The following is a 20,314-nucleotide window of genomic DNA, read 5'->3' as shown; positions in this document are numbered from 1 at the left end:
GGATCAGTGCCCTGTGTTGGCGGACTTGCGGCGGCGCACCTGGGTAACGCGGGCGGCCAGCAGCGCGAACACGATCACGCCGACCAGCAGCAGCAACCAGACCATGTGCCGTTCCCACTTCGATTGTGGATTGCCGTCCTGCGCGATACGCGTGCCATAGGGATCCTGGCGGTCGAATTCGCGCACGGCCTCACTGCCGTCGAGCACGGCGAGATCACCGCGCAGCAGCCGGAACGGTGCGCCGAATGACGGTGCCTGTGCGCCCAGGTCGCTGTACAGCACGCCGAGCTGGCCGCCGGAGGTGCCGACCTGCACCACCGCGGCACGATCCAACCCGCTGACATCCAGCAGCGGCTGCGGCTTCCCGCCGATCAGCAGATGACCGTCCTTCAGGCCGGCCACATCGACACCCGATGGCGCCACACCGAATGCCAGCCACGGTGCGCCCGGGCTGACCGCCGCACCGGCATCGACCACCTTCAGTTCCGACGCCTCCGGCGAGGCACCCACTGCACTGGCCACCGCAATCACCTTGCGCAGCGATGCCGGTGCATCCTGCAGCCACGTGGCCGGCACGAACACCTGGTTGCCGCGCGACAGCTGACTGCTGGCGCCGACGAAATCACTGCCCAGCGACCGCTTGGCCAGGGTCAGGTGGCTGCTGGGCAGGATCGAGACCGGATAGGCGGTGGCGGGATCGTGGCAATAAGGTCGTGCCGGCTGGCGCAGGAAGCTGACGCGGATCTCGTTGCGCGCCGACAGCGCGTAGGCCGGCACCTTGGCCACCAGCCGTTGCGGCTGGCCATTGGCCGACAGCACCTTGCCGCCCAGCAGGTAATCGTTGAAATGGATCGTGGCCACCGCGCCCTGCCCGGCGGCGTTGGGCGCCGCCGAGACATCGATCACCACTTCCTCGGGCAGGCGCCCATCGGCCGACAGCGCGCCGAGATCGAAGGTGGCACTGCGGTCCGCGCGGGTGACCACATCCATCGTACCGGCGATGTTGCCGAGCCGGCTCAGCAGCACCTGGTCACCGTCGAGCTTCGGTGTTCCCGCCGCGCTGACCTGCAGGCTGCGGCCCAGCGCATAGCTGCGCCACTGATCGGCGAACAACCCGGCGACCTTGCCCGCCGCCGCCGGGTCGACCACCAGCGTCGGACGGCCAGCAACGGCGACCACGCTGACCGATGCGTTGGCCGTGGGCTTTTCCATGCCGCCCATATCGGTACCGCGCCACGCGGCGAAGGCAGCGCCCGCATCGGCCCCCGTAGCCGCAACCTGTACGGCCAGCGCGTCCAGTGCCGCGCGTACGCCGGCCCGCAGCGCATCACTGCCGATCATCACGTCAGCGGCCAAGGGCCCGCTGTCACGCAGCGACAGCAGCGCGCCAACTTCAGCCAGATCCTTGATCACATGCGCACGCTCGCCCGTCGCCAGCGCAGCGTAGGCCGGCACGCCCTGCAGGCTGGCCGGGATGCTGATGCCGGTCAGGTCGACACTGTCACCGACCTTGGGCAGCGCCACCACCTGCACCTGCTTGCCACCGCCCTGCAACGCGGTACCGACGCGCCAGGCGGCATCGTAGGCCGGCGCCTGCAGCGCCTTGCCGTCCACCAGCAGGCGCACCTGCGGTGGCAGCGCGCCCCAGGCCTTGGCCACGGTGTCCACGGCCCGGCCATCGAAGCGGTAGCTGAAACGCGAGTCCGGCGACAGCCGCAACACGTTGGCCGGCGCGCTCTGGTCGGCACATTGGTAGTCGGAAACGATCGACCACCAGCCGACGCCGACCCGCACGAAACCGTTCTGGCGAGGTTCGCCATCGATGGCCAGCAGCTGGCTGGCATCACCCTGCGCATCGGTGATCGAACGCGCGGCGATCGGGTCGCCGTCGACCGACCACAAACCGGAAGTGCGCCCGGCGTGGCCGCGCACATAGCGCCCGTCCAGCTGCAGCTGCGCATCGCGGGTGGCGACGCCGGCCGGCACCGGCAGGTAGACCTCGCGCTGGCTCTCCTGCCCGCTGAGCACCAGCGGCTGGCGGAAACCGAGTTCACGCAGGGTCATCTGCCGGTTGACCGTGCTGTCGCCGCTCCATTCGGCGAATTGGCCGGCGACGCTGTCGGCGGCATGGGCACTGGCAACCACGCCCGACAGGACGAACGCGGCGGCGGATGCAAACAGGGGAGAGCGGCCGGTCTGGGTCATGGCGTCACTTCGCGTGGATGGGAGTGGGCGGCACCGCTGTTGCGGAGGCCGGGCGAGAATTCGGGAAGGGGCGTGCCACGCAGGGCGGCGACGATGCGCGCGCTGGCACGGCCATCGCCGTAGGGGCTGGCGTCGGGATCGAAGCGGGTCGGATGCGGTGGTTGTGCGAGTGCCGCGTTGACCGCCTCGACAATGCGCGAGGGCCTGGTGCCGACCAGCGTCACCACTCCGGCCTCGACCGCCTCCGGGCGTTCGGTGACGTCGCGCATGACCAGCACGGGCTTGGCCAGCGCAGGCGCTTCTTCCTGCACGCCACCGGAGTCGGTGAGGATGACGTCGGCGCGCTGCATCAGGCGCACGAAGCGCAGGTAGTCCTGCGGCGGCACCAGGTGCACGTTGTCGAGATGGCCGAGGTGGGCGTTGACCGGGCCCTGCACGTTCGGGTTGAGATGCACCGGGTACAGCACCTGCAGGTCATGCCGCCGAGCCAGCTCGGCCAGCGCGCGGCAGATGTCCTCGAAGCCCTGGCCGAAGCTCTCGCGGCGGTGGCCAGTGACCAGCAGCAGGCGACGATCGGGGTCAAGCATGTGGAAGGGCGCGTCGGCCTGCGCGCGCAGGGCCGGGTCAGCATCCAGCCGCTGCACGGTCTGCTGCAGGGCATCGATGACGGTGTTGCCGGTGACCAGGATCTGCCCGCCCAGGTGTTCGCGGGTCAGGTTGGCGCGCGAGCTGGCGGTGGGCGCATACAGCTGGTGGCCGACTACGTCGATCACCCGCCGGTTCATTTCCTCCGGCCATGGCCGGTTGATGTCACCGGTGCGCAGGCCGGCCTCGACGTGGCCGATTGGAATGCGGTGATGGAACGCGGCCAGCGCGGCGGTCATCGCCGTGGTGGTATCGCGGTGCACCAGTACCCGGTCCGGGCGAACCTGCGTGTAGAGCGCGTCAAGCCGTTCGAACAGCTTGGAACACAGGCCATTGAGGGTCTGGTTGGGCACCATGACATCGAGGTCATGGTCGGCGGTGATCGCGAACAGCGACATCACCTGGTCCAGCATCGCCCGGTGCTGGCCGGTGATACAGACCAGCGATTCGATGTCCGCAGCCTCCGCCAAGGCCCTTACCAGCGGCCCCATCTTGATCGCTTCCGGTCGCGTGCCGAACACCGACAGGACCTTCATCGCAGCGCTCCGAAGGGCCGGCGCGAGGGAATGCCAGGAGCTGTAGCCACGTCTGGATCCTTTCGGCGTTCCCGTCCAACACCCGCAGGCAGGAGACGGTCACCTCATGAGGAAACTCCAAAATCGCGACGTACATCACATTCGAATGATGGTACGTGCGTCGTGGCATTGATCTTCATCGTTGGAAGATCAAGACGCAGTCAACGCCGCCCGTGGAACGGGCGACGTTGCGGTGGAACGCAGCAGTGGCGCGGCCTGCGGCCGCCTTACTCGTACTGGATGGTGAAGGTGGCCTGGCCGTTTGCGACACCTGCACCCACCGTGCCGGCCTGGGTCTGCACGTAACGCGCACGCAGCGGCAAGGTCATCGTGCTGGTACCGGGCGTGGTGGTACCGACGTTGACAGTCTGGCCGAAACGCACTTCGCGCTCGGTGCTGCCATCACGCTGGACCATCTGGATGCCGATGCGGGTGGCACTGTTGGTGGCCGCGCTGAGCTTCAGCACGCCCGGCATGTTCGAGCTGTCCTGGTCGGCATCCAGGCGGATACCGATCTTGCTCTGATACTGCGCGACATTGCTGCCCTGGCAGTTCAGGCGGATCTCGAAATCGCGATCGACAGCCTTGGAACCGACACCGGTGAACGTGGTGTTGGGCACGCTGCCAAAATCGACGGCAATGTTGCGACTGCCCGCCTGCACTTCGCAGGTCGGGCTGACCACGGTGGTGCCCGAGCCCTTGAAGGTGGAGGTCAACACCGGGCGACGGCTGCCATCACCATCAAAATAGTATGTAGTGAAACGACCGTTCGGCGCGATCACGCCGGAACCGGTCTGCGCGGCTGTCTTGATCAGCTGGATACGGAATCGACCACCGTTGAGATTGATCCTCGCCCCACCGTTGAATGGAATGCTGTGCGGATAGTAGGCCTGGATCGCCCCTGAATCGCGGAATAGCTTGATGCCAACGCCAGGGACATCGGTTTCATAGGTATTGGCAAAACCGGGCACCGGGCGCTGCTGCGCCGCGTTGACATACTCGCCGCGCGAGTAGCCGCCACTCCGATCACAGCTGGCCACGCTATCACGCTGAGTGATCGATTCACTGATCTCCTTGATCACGCCGCCGACCGGCGTGCTGGGCAGGATCACGATCTGGCCCATGTCCATGGTGACGTCCTGTGCGGTGAACCACGAAGAGTTCAGGCTGCACGCGGCGCTGGCTTGCTGGGCCAGCAGCACGCCGCCCAGCAATGCAAGGGCACTCAGCGCCTTGCGGCCACGGGAAGAAATCATCGGCATGCTGCCTCCAGCGGGATGAAGCCGGTCTTGGACGCATCGGCGCCCGCCGGAACCTGGTAATCGACCGTGCAGCGCTGGTCGGCGCCGGCGCCCCACTCCACCAGCAGGCTGCCCTGGTTCTTGTCACTGCGCACGTACAGGCGGCCGCCCTGGCTGACCATGCCCACCGGCTGGCCCTGCTCGTCCTTGACCTGCGCACCGAACGGCATGGTGCGGCCATCGGTGTTGCGCACCTGGATCAGCAGCGCGTTGCCCTTGCGGGTATCGAAGCGCAGGTAGCTGATGGCACCGGCGAACGGCGCGATCGACTGGCTGGTACTTTCCAGCTCGACGTCGTGGGCCATGCCCTGCGGATCGAGGGTGACGGTATTGAGGCGGTACGGCGACACGTACGGGACCACCGCGTAGCCGCGGCCGTCGACGCGCAGGCCCGGGGCGTTGCTGACGATCGCATCGCGTGCGCCCGGCGCTTCCACCAGCACCATGGTGTCGCCACGCTGCGGGGTGAAGGTGAAGCCGCCCGGATGCACGACCACGCTGCCGTTGGCACCGACCGACGCCTGGCGGAAATCGCGCGAGTGGCTGTAGGTCGCGTTCAACGCGCTGTAGCGGCTGCGGTATTCCGCACTGCCCACCGCGGTGGTGCCACCTTCGCGGGAGTCGGACAGCGCCACACCGTAGCTGAAGTTGTTGTCGATGCCGGTCGAACCGGTGATGCCAACGCGGCTGTTGTCGTAGCCACCGCGCTCGCGCACGCCGAGGTCGGCGCTGAACGACACCGGGTGCGAACCACGGCCCAGCGGCACGCTCATCGACAGCAGGTACTGGGTATCGGAACGGCCGAGCACGCCCTCTTCGGTGCGCAGCGCCGAGAAGCCGTAGTTCACCGAACGCCAGGCGTTGTTGTAGCCCACCTGATACTGCTTGGAGGTACCGGGGCGGTCGTAGAAGTCACGCACCGAGCCGGTCACGTACAGCGCGCCGCCGCGACGGCCCAGCGGCTGGTTCAGCGTTACCTGGAACTGGCTGCGCTGACGGCCACGGGTGGTCGGATCGATGCCGCGCTTGTCCGAATCACGGCCGTACAGCGCATCCTGCAGGCTGTAGAAGCCTTCGGTCGAATAGCGGTAGGCGGCCAGGGTCAGGTTGGTCCCAGTCTCGCCGATCATGTTGCTGTAGCTCAAGCGCACGCTGGCACCGGTGTGGTTGCCGTAGTGGTCGAACGTCGTACGTGCGTGGGTGACGTCGGCGGCGAACGCGCCAACCGGCGTGGACAGGCCGACGCCGTACAGCAGCGACAGGTAGCCGTCGCTCAGTGCACTGCCGCCGTACAGCGTCAGCTGGTTGCCGATACCGCGCTGGTAGGTGCCCTGCACCAGCCACGGCTCATCGGCCAGCAGCTTGTTGCGCACCTGGCCGGCGGTCAGCGAGTAACGCGACACGCCTTCGCGCAGCATCTGCGGCACCGAACCGAACGGCACCTTGAATTCGCGGCGGCGGCCATCGGCCTCGATCACGCTCACTTCCAGGTCGCCGCCGTAGCCGGTCGGGTACAGGTCGTCGATGACGAAGCTGCCCGGCGACACGGTGGAGGAGTAGATCAGCTGCTCGTTCTGGCGCACTTCGATGCGTGCGTTGGTCTCGGCGATGCCGCGCACGACCGGCGCGTAACCGCGCAGCGAATCGGGCAGCATGCGGTCGTCGCTGGCCAGGCTGGCACCGCGGTAACCGATCGAGTCGAACAGTTCACCGGTGGTGTAGGCCTCACCGATGGTGAGCATGCCGCGCACCTGCGGGATGCCGCGCTGTGCATAGGTGGCGATGCTCTGCCAATGGCGGCCATCGCCCTCGGACCAGGTCAGGTTCGAATCGTGGCGGAACTGCCAGCCACCCAGGTTCATGCCGGCGTTGAGGCCGAGGTAGGCACTGCGGTTGCGCTGGCCACCTTCGACACGGCTGTCGCTGTCGATGGCATTGAAGCTGTAGCCGACGAAGCCGGCATTGATGCCGCGGTCCCACAGCGCCGGGTTGACGTAGCCGCGTGCCTCACGACGCAGGAACACCTGCGGGATGCTCAGGTCGTAGCGCAGGTTGCCGCTGTCATAGACACCATAGGCATTGGCCATGCGCTGCTGGACCGGCACGCAGCTGGTCTTGTCGGTCGGCACGGACGGATCCTGCTGCAGCAGCACGGCTTCGCTGTCCACGCCCATTTCTTCCAGCATCGGCAGCGGCAGGCAGGCAGGCGTCGACACGGCCCTGCGCATCGGCCTTGAACTGCAGATCGCGACGGCCCTGCCAGGCACCGTTGACGTAGACGTCGACACGGTAGTTGCCGGCCACCATCGGGTTGCCGTTGCTGAAGGCCGCCAGATCGACCTGCTTGGCCTGGCCGGACAGGAAGCTGGAGTTGAACTGGGCCGATTCCGGTGCACGCGCATTGGCCGCACCACTCTGCGCCATCAGCGCCTGTTCGCCGAGATTGGCCGGGGCAGCCAGCGCCCATCCTGGGCAGGCCACGCCAGCAACCAACAGGCAAAGCGCCTGATGGATCGACAATGTCAATCTGTTTCCGATCACACTGACATTCCTTCAATTCGCCGCACAGCGGCGGTGGCGGGATGCGCAGGCCCAAGGCCGGCGCGGCGCGTTCAGCCCCCGGTGCTGCCGAGGCGGATGGTGTGTTCCACCCGGCCGCCGTAGTCGTTGATGGTGATGAAGCGGACCTGGTCGGTGCCCGCCGGTGCGGCGAACTCCAGGCTCTGCTTCGGCGCGACCATCGCGCCCTTGTCCTCGACGGCCTTTTCACTGCTGCCGGTCACGGCATGTACTTCGGCCAGAGTGACGTGGAAGGGGCTCGGGTTTTCCACCCGCAGACGGTCGCCCGTGCGGGTCCAGCGCAGCGCTGCCGGCGCGTCGTTGGCGACGCCCTTCAGGCCCTGCGGCCGGTAGAAAAGCTTCAGGCGCGAACGGAACGCGACCTGCAGGTAATTCTGTTCGCCGCTGTCGGCGTTGTCCGGGGACGGCGGAACATCCAGCACGTTGAGCCAGAACACCGACTCGCGGTCGGTCGGCAGCTGCGCGCCGGAGAAAATCAGTCGCAGCGCCTGGCTGCGGCCCGGCTCGACGCGCGCGATCGGCGGCGTCAGCACGAACGGGGCATCGCTGGTATCGGCGGTCTGGTTGGCGTCGCCGCTGTCGATCCAGGCCTGCACCAGCGCCGGCGAATCGCCCACGTTGTCGACCTGCACGGTGACTTCGCGCGCCTGCGCCGGATAGATCACTCGCGTGCCATTGACCACCACGCCGGCCAGAGCGTTCTGGCAGAAGGGCAGCGTGAACGCTGCCAGCAGCAGCGCCCGGGGAAAGAATGCTTTCATCGGAAGTACTACGCTCGAGGTATGTGGCCAGGGGCCGCGATGCACTGGCCGGCGCGTACGCCGGCCAGTGCGGGTACGACTACGATCAGTTGTAGATGATCGTGTACTTGACGCTGCTGGTGACGTCGCCCGGGGTGGCGGCGGCAGTGGCGTAGTACTCAGCGTAGTAGTTCAGATCGGCCGAGCCGTCGGTGCCGACGGTGACCCACTGCGAGTTGGTCTGGGGCTGGCCAGCGCCGGCGGCCTTGATCGCCAGGACCTGGTTGTTCGAGCCCAGCAGCTGCAGCTGCACGTTGGTGGCAGCGTTGGCCGAAGCCTGGTTCAGCAAGCGGCCGGTGCTGAAGTCAACGGTCGAACCCGGCTCGAAGTAGGTCGCGACGTTGCCGGCGCTGCACTTGGTCAGGTTGATGGCAAACGGGGTACGACCGGCAACGTTACCGGCGACAGCCAGGGTGTTCTTGGACACGGTCGGCAGGTTGACGGAGAAGTCCTTGCCGCCCGGGGTCGAGATGGTGCAGGTCTTGTCGGTCACCTTGCCGTTGAAGGTGATGGTGCCGTCGGCGGCGTTGGCGGCCAGCGGAGCGGCGGCCAGCATCAGAGCGGCGATGATATTGATCTTGTGCATTCGCTTTTACCTAACCCTACTGAAGAGATGAGAAGTAGAGGAGGAAGCAAGGAGCACTGCCGGGCTATCAAGACCCATCCTTGCGTCTCACCTGTGGCCGGACTCGGACATACCTTCCCCTGAATCCGTGACGCAAGTATAGGCACAACTGTGATGAAAGTCTCATTATTTTTCTGAACGCCAATTCATTGACGCCTCAAATGTGACGTGGTAGGCGGAATGAGAGCCCGGCGGGCGTGGGGGATTTGACGGCAAGGCGATCAGGTCACAAACGACCCTGCATGACGCTTCCCGTGGCGCGTTCGGCATGCGCGAAAACAGGCTTTTTTCAGGTGGAAATCGCCTTATTTGATGCGCATCACTCTTTCTTGGTGATGGCCCTAGCAGATTCGGATTTGTCCTATTAAAGACGGATCGAACCTGTCGCTAACTAGGACACACCGAACCAGAGAACGTGTCATGAGGAACTCCATTCTGCTGTGCGTGGCCCTGATGTCCGTCAGTGCGCTGGCCCAGGCCAGCAGCGGCAGCATCCGTTTCAGCGGCCGTATCGCCGAGCCGGGCTGCACGACGAACCTGTCCCAGGGTGAGCTGAGCCTGGCCGCCTGCCCGCCCTCGGCCAAGGGCTCGACGGTGGCCGTGACGGCGCTGGCCGACGGCCAGGCCGCGACGCTGCGCGACGGCAAGCGCCAGGGCCAGAAGCTGTCGGTGTCGGCCAGCGCGATGCGCGCCGGCGATATCGCCTTCTCCGAGCGTTACAGCGTGCAGGCTTCGAAGCAGCAGCCGCTGCAGGGCGCCTACCTGGTGGTGGTCGACTACCTGTAAGCCGACGTGTTTACGCCGGCGGCAGCTCGAAGACCTGGCGCAGATAGGCCAGGTAGCCCGGGTCGTCGCACATGCTCTTGCCCGGCGAATCGCTGAGCTTGGCCACCGGCTGGCCGTTGCAGCGGACCATCTTGATGACGATGTTGAGCGGCGTTGGCCCCAGATCATTGGTCAGGTGGGTGCCGACGCCGAAGGCGACCTGGCAGCGACCACGGAAGTAGTCGTACAGGCGCATCACCTTGGCGATGTCGAGCCCATCGCTGAACACCAGCACCTTGCTGCGCGCATCCACCCGGCGCTGCTGGAAGTGCGCCAGCATGCGGTCGCCCCAGTCGAACGGATCGCCGGAGTCATGGCGGACGCCGTCGAACAGCTTGCAGAAGTACATGTCGAAGTCGCGCAGGAACGCATCCAGGCCGACCACGTCGGACAGCGCGATGCCGAGGTCGCCGCGATACTCGCGTGCCCACGACTCCAGTGCCGCCACCTGCGAATCGCGCAGGCGCGGGCCCAGCGCCTGGAACGCCTGCAGGTACTCATGGGCCATGGTGCCGTGCGGGGTCATGCCGTACAGGCGGGCGAAGTGCACGTTGCTGGTGCCGACCAGCTGCGGGCCGAGCGCATCGCGCAGCAGCGGCAGCAGACGGGCATGCCAGTCACGCGAGTAGCGGCGGCGGCTGCCGTAGTCGGCGATGCGGCACTGCTCGAACCCCGGGGTATCACGCAGCAGCGCGGCCTTGGCCTGCAGGCGGCGCTCGCCCTCGGCGAAGTCGGCGGTGGTGGTGTTGCGGAACCAGACTTCGTTGATGATCGCCAGCAGCGGCACTTCGAACAGGATGGTGTGCAGCCAGGGCCCGGTGATGTCCAGTTCGATCTCGCCGGGCACGGTCTTCGACGCGCGCAGCTGGATGTACTTGCGGTCGAGGTGGAACAGGCCGAGGAAATCGGCGAAGTCCGGCTTCACGAAGCGCAGGCCACGCATGTAGTCCAGCTCCGCGTCGCTGAAACGCAGGCTGCACAGATGGTCGATCTCTTCGTCGATCTGGTCGATGTAATGGGCCAGGTCGATGCCGGGCGTGCGGCACTTGAACCGGTACTGCACCTGGGCGCCGGGGTGCTGGTGGAGCACCGCCTGCATCATGGTGAACTTGTACAGGTCGGTGTCGAGCAGGGACTGGATGATAGGCATGGGGCGGATTATGCGCCCGGCAGGGTGAACCGGGGTGCCTGCGGCCACACTCAGCTCACGGGAAACAACATTGGTAGATCCACGCCATGCGTGGATGCTCTTGCGGCGCTACAGCGCCCTGCGCAGCAGCTTCGGCACCAGCATCAGCGCGTGCGCCCAGATCACGCCCCACACCGCTACCCGCACCGGCAGCGAACGCTGCCTGGCCTCGAACTTCTGGAAATAGCGCCACAGGCCCTTGTGCTTGTGCCATTCCACGAAGAACGGCCGCGAGCGGCTGGAGACGCCACGAACGTGGGTGACCTGCAGGTCATTGGCGATCGCCACCACTGCTCCGGCTTCGCGTGCACGCCGGCACAGGTCCAGGTCTTCGGCATGCAGGCGATAGCCGGCGTCCCAACCTCCGATGCAGTCGAACAATGCACGCGGCATCATCAGCAGCGCACCGGACAGCGCCGGCACCCGCTGCAGCGCCTGCTGCGGGTCACGCGGCACCGCCAGCTTCGAGCCCTTGCCCGGCGAGCGCAGCATCATCAGGAAATCCGGGTCGCGGCGGCGCACGGCTTCGTCGGCATGGCCCTGCTCGTCCACCTGCTCGACACCGAGCAGGCAGTCGCCCAGTCCTTCCGCGCGGCTGCGCAGTGCGGCCAACGTCTCCGGTTCGACCATCAGGTCCGGGTTGATGAAGGCCAGCCATGGGCTGTGCGAATCGGCCACGCCCTGGTTGTTGGCGGCGGCAAAGCCGGGATTGTCCGGATTGCCGACGAAACGCACGCGCGGGTCGTGGCTGGCATGGCGCTGCACGATATCCAGCGTGCCATCCATCGAGCCATTGTCGATCACCCGGATCTCGGCCACGTCCTGCGCCTGGCGCAGACGCGAGAGGCAGGCGTCGATGGTGCTGCCGCTCTGGTAGGTGACGACGATGGCGGCAATGGCAACATTCAAGCAGGAGGCTCCGGCGCGGAAGACGAGACGAACAGGTCACCCTGTTCCTTCGGCATTATCGCCTGCCGCATGCGCTGCTGCAGGTCGGCACGCAGGCCATGCAGCGGATCGTGCATGAGGAAGTCAGCCAACCGTGGCACCCACCCCGGCCAGCGCGCAGCCAGGGCCTCGAGATCGCCATCACGGCTGACCGCCTCCCCTGCCCGGCTGACGAAGGCGGTCTCGCACAGCACGTTGCGCCATCCCAGGCCAGCCATGCGCAGGCTCAGGTCCACCAGTGCCGCGTTCCAGCCAGCGTAGCTGTCCACGTCCAGGCCGCCGGCGCGGCGACGCGCGTTGCCGCGCACCAGTACCGCGTGGGTGACCGCCGAGGGCAGCTCCGGATGCAGCACCGGCAGCGTGGCACAGGTGTGTGCCAGCAGCGCCGGGTCCTCCGGTTCGGGATTGATTTCGCCCAATCGCGGCCACGCGGCTGTTTCGCCGGCATTGCACCACGGGGTTGCGGTGGCGATGGCGGCATCGCGGGCGAAGGCATCCTGCAGCTGCTGCAGCCAGCCCGGCGCGGGCACGCTGTCCGGCGCCAGCACCGCCACGTCCATGCCCTCGCAGGCGCGCAGCATCTCATCCAGATGGGCGACCTCGCCCAACGGCCGCGCGCGGCGGGTGTATTCGGCCTGCAGTGGCGTATGCGCCAACCAATGCTCCACCACCGCCTGCGCACGCGGGCCGGTCTGCGCGTCATCGGCCAGCCAGACCGCGGTTCCCGGCGCGGTGCCGGCATCCAGCGCGGCCAGGCAGCGGTCGAGCGCGGCATCGTCCACGCACAGCGGCAACAACACGATCGCCCCCATCCCGCCTCCGTGGTTGTCGGTAGCCACAGCCTAGCACTGGGAGGGTATCGGCCGGGTTGCACCCGGCACCTGCAGAGGCCAGAGCAGAAGCAACAGCAGAAGCCGGCTATCCGTGGCATGGCGGGGTGGGTCCGGTTGCGGGGGACGCCGTTAACCCGTCCATGGGGGCTTGGCCGCGGCATCCATGCCGCGGACACCCCCGCAACCGGACCCACCCCGCCTTCGACAGTTTCCTGCGATCTGTCGGGCATTGCTTTCTGTAGAGCCGAGCCATGCTCGGCTCAGATCTCACAGATATCGAAATATTCGATTTCGATGGAGAGTCTTCCACGCATGGCGTGGATCCAGCGTGTCGACCAAGGTCGACACCTACCAACAGCAGCAGGACACTGTCGAAGGCGGGGCACTGTGGGTTTGCGGGGTGTGAGCCGCATGGATGCGGCGACCAAGCCTCCATGGACGGATTTACGGCGTCCCCGCAAACCCACAGTGCCCCGCCCCCCCTCAGTAAACCCGCTGTTGCCGTTGCTCCAGCTCTGGCCTCTGCGGGTGCCGGGCGCAGCCCGGCCGTAATCCCTTACTTCTTTGCGCGCGGCTGGTTCAGCGGTTCCATCGCGCGGAAGCGCTGGCTGTACTCGTCGGTCAGGGTGCGTGCCTCCTGCCCGTTGCGCACGATGCTCGGCGTCAGCAGCACGATCACCTCCGAACGACGGCTGGTGCGGCTCTTCTGCCCGAACAGTGCGCCCACCACCGGAATCCGGCTCAGGCCGGGGATGCCGCTGCTGCCATCGGTGCCCGTGTCGGTGATCAGGCCGGCCAGCATGATGGTGTCGCCGCTCTGCACCGCCGCTTCGGTCGACAGCTTCTTGGTGGAAATCCGCGGGTTGCAGTTGCGCTCCTGCGGGTTGCAGTTCTCCGGCACGTTCGAGGCGCTGCTCACTTCCTGCACGATGTCGAGGAATACCGTGCCGTCGCGGGTGACGCGCGGGCGTACCTTCAGGATCACGCCGGTGTCGATGTACTGTACCGAGCTGTAGCTGCTGGTGCCGATACCGGTGTTCACCGTGGTGGTATTGATCGGCACCTTGTCACCCACGTTGAGCGTGGCCTCGGCGTTGTTGCGCACGAACACCGAGGGGGTCTGCAGCAGGCGCACATCGGTGACCTTGTCCAGCGCGCTCACCACCGCCGCGCCATTGTGGCCGGTGAACGCCCAGCCCAGGCCTTCGCCACCGGTCGCGGCACCGGCGAAGCTGCTCCAGGAACCGCCGGCGGCGGCCGGCAGGGTCACGCCGGCCAATGCGCCGGTCAGCGCGCGCCCGGCCACCGCGTTGTCGAAGAACCAGTTCACGCCGTACTTCAGGTCACCCTCCAGTGCGACCTCGGCCACCTGCGCTTCGATATGCACCTGCAGCGGCATCACGTCCAGCTTCTCGATCACTTCGCGGATCGAGCGCCAGGCCTGCGGGGTCGAGCGCACCAGCAGGGTGTTGGTTTCCTCCACCGCCGACACGCCCACGCGATCGCCTTCAACTTCCAGGCTGACGCTGACGTTGCCGGACTGGCGCTGCGGCAGGTTCATGCTGCCGTTGCCGGTGCCACTGGAACCAGTGCCCGGCGTGGAACCGAAATTGCTGCTGTTGTTGCTGTCCATGCCACGATCACCGTCGCTGCCCAGCTGCGACGGCATTGCACCCGGTGCCAGCGAGGCCGGGCTGGAGCCGCCGCGATTGCCGCTGCTGGCGAAGGCTTCACTGAGGCGTTCGGCCAGATCGCGCGCCTTGATGTAGCGCAGTTCATAGGAGAACAGGCGGGCGCTGCCACCGGCGGTATCGATGCGGTCCAGCCACTGCTGGATCTGGTCCAGGTAACGCACCTGCGGGGTGATCACCAGCACCGCGTTGGCGTTTTCCAGCGGCAGGAAGCGGAACATGCCGGCGCTGGGCGTCTTGCTCTCCTCGCCGAACACCTTCTCCAGGTCGGCGGCCACCTGCTCGGCCTTGCCGGACTGGATCGGGAACACGCCCACCGACATGCCCGACAGCCAGTCGACGTCGAAGATCTCGACGGTGCGCATGTAGTTTTCCAGCTCGGCGCGGGTACCGCCCAGGGTGATCACGTTGCGGCCGCTGTCGACGTTGACGATGGCGTTGGGGCGCGCGTACGGCTCCAGCACCTTCTTCATTTCAGTTGCGGAGATGAACTGCAGCGGGATCACCCGTACCTCGAAGCCACGCGCACTGGCTGCCGGCGCCGTGCTCGGCGCGACAGTGCCGGCCAATGCCTGATCGGCGGCGACGATGTTGTAGCGGCCGCCGCTGTAGACCATGCGGGCATTGTTCCAGCCCAGCACCATCTCCAGCAGGTTCAACGCCTGTGCCGGCGACACCGGCTTGGGCGTGGCCAGGGTGACTGTGCCCTGCACCCCCGGTGCGATCACGTAGTTCTGGCCCAGCATGTCACCGAGGATGGCCTTGACCACCGCATGCACCGATTCGCCTTCGAAATTGAAGGTTGCTTCACCGGTGCTGGCGCCATGCAGTGCCGGAGCCGGTGCGCGTGCTGCTTCGCGGTTGATCATGGTGCCGGTGCCACGGCGGATCACCGCCTGCGGAGCGCCCTGGGCGTCACGGGCAGCATCAGCGGCGACTTCGGCCGCCTGGCCGGCCTCGGCAGTGGGCGACAGATTGCCCTTGCGCTGCACATGCGGTGCGGACACGGTGCTGCAGCCGACCAGCAGCGCGAGGGCAAAGGACCAGGGAAGGAAACGCAGGCTCATGCATTCACTCTATCGGTTGGTGCCATCGCCCGGGGGCGGCGACGGTTGTTGCTGCTGTTGTTGTTGCTGCAGCTGGCGGCGACGGGCCTGGATGCGTTCGCGGATGGCCTGCATCTGCGCTTCGCTGGGGCCGTTGTTGTTGGCAGGCGGTGTGGCGGCCGCCGCAGCCGAGGATGCTGGCGCACTGCCAGCAGGCGACGGCGATGCGGTTGCCGCAGCCGGCGGCGGTGCCGGCGGAGCGCCTGCCGGTGGCGGCACAACGATCGCACCGGCCGGTGGCGCACCGTTGGCGCCGCGCAGCACGGTCGGCGGTTCCCCCCCCTGCCCGTTGAATACCGCCAGTTCCAGCACCTGGTTGCCACCGGGGCCGATCACGGTGGCCTGACGCGGCTGCAGTGCGACCAGCTGCCAGCCGTCGACGGCTTCACCGTTGAGGCGCAGGCGCAGCGAGCGGTTCTGTTCGGTGGTGAAGGTGGCCATGCCGAAGTCGCCGGTCAGCAGCACGCCGGTCAGGCGCAGCGCGGCGCTGGCGGCGGGCTCGCTGCCGCCGAGCAGGTAGGGCTTCGGCCTGCGGTCCTCGGCGAACAGCGGTCGCTCGCCGATCGCGCTGTAGCTTTCGGCGCTGGCCATGCGTTCTGCGGCCAACGGCGGCAGCACCGGCAACGAAGGCACCGCATCGGCATCACCGTCCGCACCTGGCAGCTGGCTGCCCAGACCGAAGCCGGTGGCCAGCCAGACCGCTGCCGCCCAGCCGGCCAGTGCCAGCAGGAAGCCGGTGCGCAGGCTGATCTGCTCAAGCTTCATCGGCCACCTCCTGCCGTTCTTCCGGCGCAGCCGGTGCGGCGGCCGGTGAAGGTGTGGCCGAAGGCGGTTGCGGCGCCGCGCCCGGTTCGGCTGCAGGTGCCGGCGCAGCGCCATCGGCCGCAGCACCGGGCAGCAGGTAACCGGCCAGTTCGAACGACACGTCCAGGCCGAGCCCGGACTCGTTGGGCGACTGCTGGAAGCGCTGCGCGATCAGGTTGAGGTTGTCGACGAACAGGCGCGGGCTGCCGGTTTCCAGGCTGTGCAGCACCGTGGCCAGTTCGGCCACACCGCAACGCAGGCGCACCTGCATGGCCACGCGCACGAATTCGGCGTCACGGCGGTTGTCGGTCAGTGGCGTACGGTTGCTGATGGTGCAGCTGCGGTTGCCCGGGCTGGCCATCGCCACCGCATCCTGCAGCTTCGCGCCCAGCGCAGCGGCCGCAGCTTCGGCGGTGGCTTCGCGCAGGAAGCCCGGCCGCTGCTGCAGTGCCTCGCGGGTGGCGCGCAGGCGCTGTTCGATCTGCGGCTGCTGCTGCAGCTGCGCCTGCACGCGCTGCTCGCGCTCGCGCAGGGCGGCCACGTCGGCGTCGATTTCGCGCAGTGGCTGGGTGAACCAGGGGTGCACCAGCAGCAGGTAGGCCAGGCCCAGCACTGCCAGCAGCAGCGCCAGTGCCAGCCAGCGGTCACGGCGTGCGCTTGGCATCGGCATCGGCCGCCTCCCGGGTCGGGGCCGCAGCCGGCAACGGCTGCAGTTCGGCGGTCATGGTGAAGCGGTCACGGCCACTGGCGGCGCCATCGGCCTGCAGTACGCCGGTCAGATTGACCTTGCGCCACTGCGGTGCGTCCTGCAGCAGCTGCACCAGCTGCGAGGCCTCGCGGCTCAGGCCGATCAGCTGCAGGTTGTTGTTCTCGATGGCCAGCTTTTCCAGGTAGGTGCCCTCCGGCAGGCGCCGGGTCAGTTCATTCCAGATTTCCACCGTTCCGGCGCGCTGGCTGCGCTGCTTTTCCAGGAATGCGGCACCATCGATCAGCGCCTGCAGCTGCGCGCGTTCGCTGGCGACACCACGCGCACTGCGTGCACTGCGCTCGACCTGCGCACGCAGTTCGTCGGCGGCGGCGCGGCGGTTGTCGAGCAGCTGCAGGGCCGCCAGCACCAGCATCACCAGCGCGGCCACGGCCAGCAGCACATTCCAGCGCCGCGTCGGGTCTGCCCGCAGCTGGCGCTGCCCCGGTGGCAGCAGATTCACCTGCAGGGGTTCACCCTCGGTGTCGATGGCATCGACACCGGCCAGTGCATCGGCCCATTCGCCTACGCTGGCCCGCCACGCCTCAAGCTGGCGCAGTGGCCAGGCGATCAGTTCGACCTGCAGCTGGCCCTCGGCGGCGCCCCCGAGTTCACGCACGTCATAGCTGACCTGGCTGGATTCGAACGGCGTCTGGCGGTCAATCTCGAAACCGACCACGGCGCGCAGCCGGTCGGCCGCAGCCGCAGGCAGGCGCAGATGACGACGCAGTACCTCGCTGGCCGGCAGCAGCCACACCCGCGGCAGGCTGCGCAGTCGCGGTTCCAGCACGCGGTCCAGTTCGGCCGGCGACAGCGGCCATGGCACGCTGGCAACTGCTTCGCGGCGTTCTCCGGCCTCTCGCCAGACCTGCAGCTGCTCACCCTGGCGCTGCAGCAGCAGGCGCGCCTGTGCCCAGCCCAGTGCCCACTGCCAACGTGCCGGCACCCAGGCCAGCAGCGATTGCCGCCACCAGCGCAGGAAACGGCCGGCGCCAGGGCCGATCCGGCCCTGCACCTGCCGCACACTGTCCTGCCATGCCGTCATCTTGCTGTCATTCCCTGCTCCCAGCGAAGCACTGTGTAGGACCGCCCGGGAACCCCGCCCGAGCCATTGCGTACCACTGCCTGCAACACCGACCGGCGTCCACTGCCGTCGGTTGCACGAGACTCGATACTATAGGTGCCGCTGCTGCTGGCAAGCGTTGTCGCACCGCCAGCGGTATCTGCGTCACGCTCCTGCTGTGCGCGCTGCGCCAGCACGGTATCCGCATCCAGGCCCAGTGCGGTCAGCACCGGCGCGCTGGCGAACTGGGGATCCGGGCGTGCCTGGCGGCTGTACAGGGTCAGGTGCGGCAGCATGGCCTTGTACAGCGGGCCGCGCATGCCCAGTACCCGCTGCAGTTCACCGAGCGTCTCGAAACGCTTGTTGCGTGGGCCATACGGCAACCCCGCCGCCGCATAGTCCGGGGCTTCGGCACCGCCGCCCGGCTGCAGCAGGCTGTCTTCATCACGCCAGTCGACAATGGCACCGGCCAGCTGCCGGGCTGCCCCTTCGTCTTCGCCGAGCACCTTGAGGAACGCGGTCAGCAAGGTCACGTCGGCCAGGTTCAGGTTGATCTTGCCGTTCTCGTCCAGCACCTTGATCTCGATGCTGGCGTCATCGAACTGCCAGCGGTAGGTTCGGCCATCAGCGCGCCAGGGCGCCCGCAGCGGATCGGCGGACAGGCGCAGCAGCGCGTACTCCAGGCCGGCGCGCGCCCGTTCCTGGCCGCGTGCATCGTCATCCAGCACCCGCTGCTGCAGATGCTCGACCCGTGCGCTCAGCGCGAACGCACCGACCAGCGCGGTCATCAATGCGATCAACCACAGCACCAGTACCAGTGCCGCACCGCGTTGCCGGTTCATCGCGCGCCTCCGCTGCCACCGTTGCGCGGCGCCACCACCAGCGTCGGCCAGGGCGCGCCCCTGGCCGGGACGATCTTGATCTCCACCAGCATCGGCAGGCGGCGGGTATCGTCCCAGCGCGGCATCCAGTCGCTCACCTGGCCGGTACTGGCATCGATGCCGCGATAGCGCAGTTGTACCGATTTCAGGTTTTCCACCAGCACTTCCGGCGGGCGCGGCGGGTTCTCGGCGATGCGCTCGCCTTCCTGCAGCAGCACCAGGTCCAGCAGCAGGCGCTGCTGGCCATCGCGGCCGTCCACCTGCAGCGCGTGCAGGTAGGGTCCGCCGCGGCCGAGGTAGCCCGGCAGATCGGCGGCGAACAACATGCGCTGCTCTTCGCCCTGGAAGAAGATCGGTTCGCGGGTGGGATCGGGCACTTCCAGCGGCGTGCGCAGCGCACCGGCCAGCTGCCGCCGCAACAGCGCCTGCACCGCGCGCATGCGCTCACTCTCGGCCGCGATCTGCTCGCCACGCTGACTGACCGCCATTGCCGAGCGGACGCTGGCGAACGCCAGCGCCAGGCCACCGGCCAGCAGCACCGTGGCCAGCATCACTTCAACCAGCGTGAAACCCGCGACGCGGCGCTTCATCGCGCGCTCTCCAGGTCCGGCGGCAGCAGGCGCAGGCTGCGCCAGCGCAGCTGCTCGCGTTCGCTGTCGCCCCAACGCACCTGCAGCTGCAGTTCGGCCAGCCAGGGGGCACCGGCCGACTGTGACTGCACGACGTTGCCGGCACGTGGCTCCACCCACGGCTGCACCTGCAGCTCCCAGTGGTAGCGTCCCTGTTCCCAGTCGCCCTGCTGGCTACCCACCTGCAGTGGCGTGGCGACACCGGTTTCGGCCAACAGCGACTGCGCATGCAGTATCGCGCGCGTGCGCAGCTCGGCCTCGCGCACCTGCCTGGCACCACCGGACAGACTGCCCAGCAGCAGGGTCAGCGCCAGCCCGAGCAGGGCAAAGGCGATGATCACTTCCAGCAGGGTAAAGCCGCGAATGTGCCGCTTCATTGTGCCCGCCAGGGGCCGGAGCGGACCTCACCGGTCAGCCAGCCCACGTCGATGCGCCATTCGGCATCGTCACGCTGCAGCCGGATGCGGCCACCGCTGGAGCCACCATCGGGATGGAACTCGATCACGCCCTGCCCTGGCGCGGTGGCCAGCTGCGCAGCGCCTTCGAACTGCACCTGCAGCTGTGCCGGCACGTCACCATGGCGCTGGTTGGCGCCTTCCCAGCGCCGCTTTGCCGGTTCGATGACAAAGCGCTGCGGCTCGCCGCGGGCGATCGCCTGCGCGCGTACTACCCGCAGCTGGTTGGCGATGTCCTTGCCGGCGCTGCGCAGCTGCATGCCGGCGAAGCCGCGCGACAGGCCGGCGGCGGTAATCAGGCCGATCGCTGCGATCAGCGCGATCACCAGCAGCATTTCCAGCAGCGACAGGCCCGCTGCGCGCCTGCCGTGCAGGCGCGGGCGAGGCAGCCGGCGCGGCAGAAAATACGTCATG

The 20,314-nt window shown here is 67.6% G+C and carries 19 protein-coding genes; 1 reads left to right on the top strand and 18 read right to left on the bottom strand.

The features are described from left to right. Positions 1 to 3: 3 nt before the first annotated feature. The 7 genes from ACZK3J_RS02995 to ACZK3J_RS02965 form a co-directional block, all read right to left on the bottom strand. Entirely contained in the window at positions 4 to 2,205 is a 2,202-nt protein-coding gene (locus tag ACZK3J_RS02995; protein WP_134950784.1) for a hypothetical protein, read from the bottom strand. Then, positions 2,202 to 3,386, bottom strand: coding sequence for a non-hydrolyzing UDP-N-acetylglucosamine 2-epimerase (wecB, locus tag ACZK3J_RS02990; RefSeq protein ID WP_478476409.1), 1,185 nt, complete (start codon positions 3,384 to 3,386; stop codon positions 2,202 to 2,204). The genes ACZK3J_RS02995 and wecB overlap by 4 nt, the downstream gene beginning before the upstream one ends. 266 nt (positions 3,387 to 3,652) lie before the next feature. Next, complete coding sequence (locus tag ACZK3J_RS02985; protein WP_100437863.1) at positions 3,653 to 4,687, bottom strand: fimbrial protein; 1,035 nt, start codon at positions 4,685 to 4,687, stop codon at positions 3,653 to 3,655. Continuing rightward, on the bottom strand, positions 4,678 to 6,900 hold the full coding sequence (locus tag ACZK3J_RS02980; protein WP_478476958.1) for a fimbria/pilus outer membrane usher protein: 2,223 nt from the start codon (positions 6,898 to 6,900) through the stop codon (positions 4,678 to 4,680). Before ACZK3J_RS02980 ends, ACZK3J_RS02985 begins: the two co-directional genes overlap by 10 nt. Then, positions 6,788 to 7,252, bottom strand: coding sequence for a FimD/PapC N-terminal domain-containing protein (locus tag ACZK3J_RS02975; protein ID WP_478476408.1), 465 nt, complete (start codon positions 7,250 to 7,252; stop codon positions 6,788 to 6,790). Before ACZK3J_RS02975 ends, ACZK3J_RS02980 begins: the two co-directional genes overlap by 113 nt. Positions 7,253 to 7,338: 86 nt before the next feature. Beyond that, positions 7,339 to 8,067 carry a fimbrial biogenesis chaperone gene (locus ACZK3J_RS02970; protein WP_032128056.1) on the bottom strand — a complete coding sequence of 243 codons (729 nt, stop codon included), beginning with the start codon at positions 8,065 to 8,067 and terminating at the stop codon, positions 7,339 to 7,341. An 85-nt stretch (positions 8,068 to 8,152) separates the two neighbouring features. Next, positions 8,153 to 8,692 carry a fimbrial protein gene (locus tag ACZK3J_RS02965; RefSeq protein ID WP_134950786.1) on the bottom strand — a complete coding sequence of 180 codons (540 nt, stop codon included), beginning with the start codon at positions 8,690 to 8,692 and terminating at the stop codon, positions 8,153 to 8,155. A gap of 459 nt (positions 8,693 to 9,151) precedes the next feature. On the opposite strand from ACZK3J_RS02965, the gene ACZK3J_RS02960 reads away from it, so the two are divergent. Next, positions 9,152 to 9,517, top strand: a complete 366-nt coding sequence (locus tag ACZK3J_RS02960) for a hypothetical protein (RefSeq protein ID WP_014645902.1) — start codon at positions 9,152 to 9,154, stop codon at positions 9,515 to 9,517. 10 nt (positions 9,518 to 9,527) lie between these two features. Here the strand turns inward: ACZK3J_RS02960 and pncB are convergent, their stop codons facing one another. The 11 genes from pncB to xpsH form a co-directional block, all read right to left on the bottom strand. Further along, positions 9,528 to 10,706, bottom strand: a complete 1,179-nt coding sequence (pncB, locus tag ACZK3J_RS02955) for a nicotinate phosphoribosyltransferase (protein WP_010482009.1) — start codon at positions 10,704 to 10,706, stop codon at positions 9,528 to 9,530. 108 nt (positions 10,707 to 10,814) lie between these two features. After that, positions 10,815 to 11,654, bottom strand: a complete 840-nt coding sequence (locus ACZK3J_RS02950) for a glycosyltransferase family 2 protein (protein WP_478476407.1) — start codon at positions 11,652 to 11,654, stop codon at positions 10,815 to 10,817. Continuing rightward, positions 11,651 to 12,505 (bottom strand): glycosyltransferase family 2 protein, encoded by an 855-nt coding sequence (locus ACZK3J_RS02945; protein ID WP_032128059.1) that lies wholly within the window; start codon positions 12,503 to 12,505, stop codon positions 11,651 to 11,653. The genes ACZK3J_RS02950 and ACZK3J_RS02945 overlap by 4 nt, the downstream gene beginning before the upstream one ends. 577 nt (positions 12,506 to 13,082) lie before the next feature. Continuing rightward, positions 13,083 to 15,284 carry a type II secretion system secretin GspD gene (gene gspD, locus ACZK3J_RS02940; protein WP_100437859.1) on the bottom strand — a complete coding sequence of 734 codons (2,202 nt, stop codon included), beginning with the start codon at positions 15,282 to 15,284 and terminating at the stop codon, positions 13,083 to 13,085. 9 nt (positions 15,285 to 15,293) lie between these two features. Further along, a complete protein-coding gene (locus tag ACZK3J_RS02935) occupies positions 15,294 to 16,088 on the bottom strand; it encodes a general secretion pathway protein GspN (protein WP_100437858.1) in 795 nt (264 codons plus the stop codon). Continuing rightward, positions 16,078 to 16,797: a type II secretion system protein GspM gene (gene gspM, locus ACZK3J_RS02930; RefSeq protein ID WP_478476406.1), complete on the bottom strand. Its 720-nt coding sequence runs from the start codon at positions 16,795 to 16,797 to the stop codon at positions 16,078 to 16,080. The genes ACZK3J_RS02935 and gspM overlap by 11 nt, the downstream gene beginning before the upstream one ends. Next, on the bottom strand, positions 16,772 to 17,917 hold the full coding sequence (locus ACZK3J_RS02925) for a PilN domain-containing protein (RefSeq protein ID WP_032130128.1): 1,146 nt from the start codon (positions 17,915 to 17,917) through the stop codon (positions 16,772 to 16,774). Before ACZK3J_RS02925 ends, gspM begins: the two co-directional genes overlap by 26 nt. Further along, on the bottom strand, positions 17,914 to 18,777 hold the full coding sequence (locus tag ACZK3J_RS02920) for a type II secretion system minor pseudopilin (RefSeq protein ID WP_478476405.1): 864 nt from the start codon (positions 18,775 to 18,777) through the stop codon (positions 17,914 to 17,916). Before ACZK3J_RS02920 ends, ACZK3J_RS02925 begins: the two co-directional genes overlap by 4 nt. Continuing rightward, positions 18,774 to 19,406 carry a type II secretion system protein J gene (locus ACZK3J_RS02915; protein WP_134951789.1) on the bottom strand — a complete coding sequence of 211 codons (633 nt, stop codon included), beginning with the start codon at positions 19,404 to 19,406 and terminating at the stop codon, positions 18,774 to 18,776. Before ACZK3J_RS02915 ends, ACZK3J_RS02920 begins: the two co-directional genes overlap by 4 nt. Next, complete coding sequence (xpsI, locus tag ACZK3J_RS02910) at positions 19,403 to 19,822, bottom strand: type II secretion system protein XpsI (protein ID WP_134951790.1); 420 nt, start codon at positions 19,820 to 19,822, stop codon at positions 19,403 to 19,405. The genes ACZK3J_RS02915 and xpsI overlap by 4 nt, the downstream gene beginning before the upstream one ends. Next, a complete protein-coding gene (xpsH, locus tag ACZK3J_RS02905; RefSeq protein WP_032130132.1) occupies positions 19,819 to 20,313 on the bottom strand; it encodes a type II secretion system protein XpsH in 495 nt (164 codons plus the stop codon). The genes xpsI and xpsH overlap by 4 nt, the downstream gene beginning before the upstream one ends. Between the last annotated feature and the right edge of the window lies 1 nt (position 20,314).

The organism is Stenotrophomonas sp. 86428_Sma, from assembly GCF_056481585.1.
This window is presented reverse-complemented; position numbering and strand designations above follow the sequence as displayed.

Excerpts from the sequence above, each read along its gene's own strand:
- ACZK3J_RS02995 (WP_134950784.1), bottom strand. The coding sequence starts at position 2,205 with ATGACCCAGACCGGCCGCTCTCCCCTGTTTGCATCCGCCGCCGCGTTC.
- wecB (WP_478476409.1), bottom strand. The coding sequence starts at position 3,386 with ATGAAGGTCCTGTCGGTGTTCGGCACGCGACCGGAAGCGATCAAGATG.
- ACZK3J_RS02985 (WP_100437863.1), bottom strand. The coding sequence starts at position 4,687 with ATGCCGATGATTTCTTCCCGTGGCCGCAAGGCGCTGAGTGCCCTTGCA.
- ACZK3J_RS02980 (WP_478476958.1), bottom strand. The coding sequence starts at position 6,900 with ATGGGCGTGGACAGCGAAGCCGTGCTGCTGCAGCAGGATCCGTCCGTG.
- ACZK3J_RS02970 (WP_032128056.1), bottom strand. The coding sequence starts at position 8,067 with ATGAAAGCATTCTTTCCCCGGGCGCTGCTGCTGGCAGCGTTCACGCTG.
- ACZK3J_RS02965 (WP_134950786.1), bottom strand. The coding sequence starts at position 8,692 with ATGCACAAGATCAATATCATCGCCGCTCTGATGCTGGCCGCCGCTCCG.
- ACZK3J_RS02960 (WP_014645902.1), top strand. The coding sequence starts at position 9,152 with ATGAGGAACTCCATTCTGCTGTGCGTGGCCCTGATGTCCGTCAGTGCG.
- pncB (WP_010482009.1), bottom strand. The coding sequence starts at position 10,706 with ATGCCTATCATCCAGTCCCTGCTCGACACCGACCTGTACAAGTTCACC.
- ACZK3J_RS02945 (WP_032128059.1), bottom strand. The coding sequence starts at position 12,505 with ATGGGGGCGATCGTGTTGTTGCCGCTGTGCGTGGACGATGCCGCGCTC.
- gspD (WP_100437859.1), bottom strand. The coding sequence starts at position 15,284 with ATGAGCCTGCGTTTCCTTCCCTGGTCCTTTGCCCTCGCGCTGCTGGTC.
- ACZK3J_RS02935 (WP_100437858.1), bottom strand. The coding sequence starts at position 16,088 with ATGAAGCTTGAGCAGATCAGCCTGCGCACCGGCTTCCTGCTGGCACTG.
- gspM (WP_478476406.1), bottom strand. The coding sequence starts at position 16,797 with ATGCCGATGCCAAGCGCACGCCGTGACCGCTGGCTGGCACTGGCGCTG.
- ACZK3J_RS02925 (WP_032130128.1), bottom strand. The coding sequence starts at position 17,917 with ATGACGGCATGGCAGGACAGTGTGCGGCAGGTGCAGGGCCGGATCGGC.
- ACZK3J_RS02920 (WP_478476405.1), bottom strand. The coding sequence starts at position 18,777 with ATGAACCGGCAACGCGGTGCGGCACTGGTACTGGTGCTGTGGTTGATC.
- ACZK3J_RS02915 (WP_134951789.1), bottom strand. The coding sequence starts at position 19,406 with ATGAAGCGCCGCGTCGCGGGTTTCACGCTGGTTGAAGTGATGCTGGCC.
- xpsI (WP_134951790.1), bottom strand. The coding sequence starts at position 19,822 with ATGAAGCGGCACATTCGCGGCTTTACCCTGCTGGAAGTGATCATCGCC.
- xpsH (WP_032130132.1), bottom strand. The coding sequence starts at position 20,313 with ATGACGTATTTTCTGCCGCGCCGGCTGCCTCGCCCGCGCCTGCACGGC.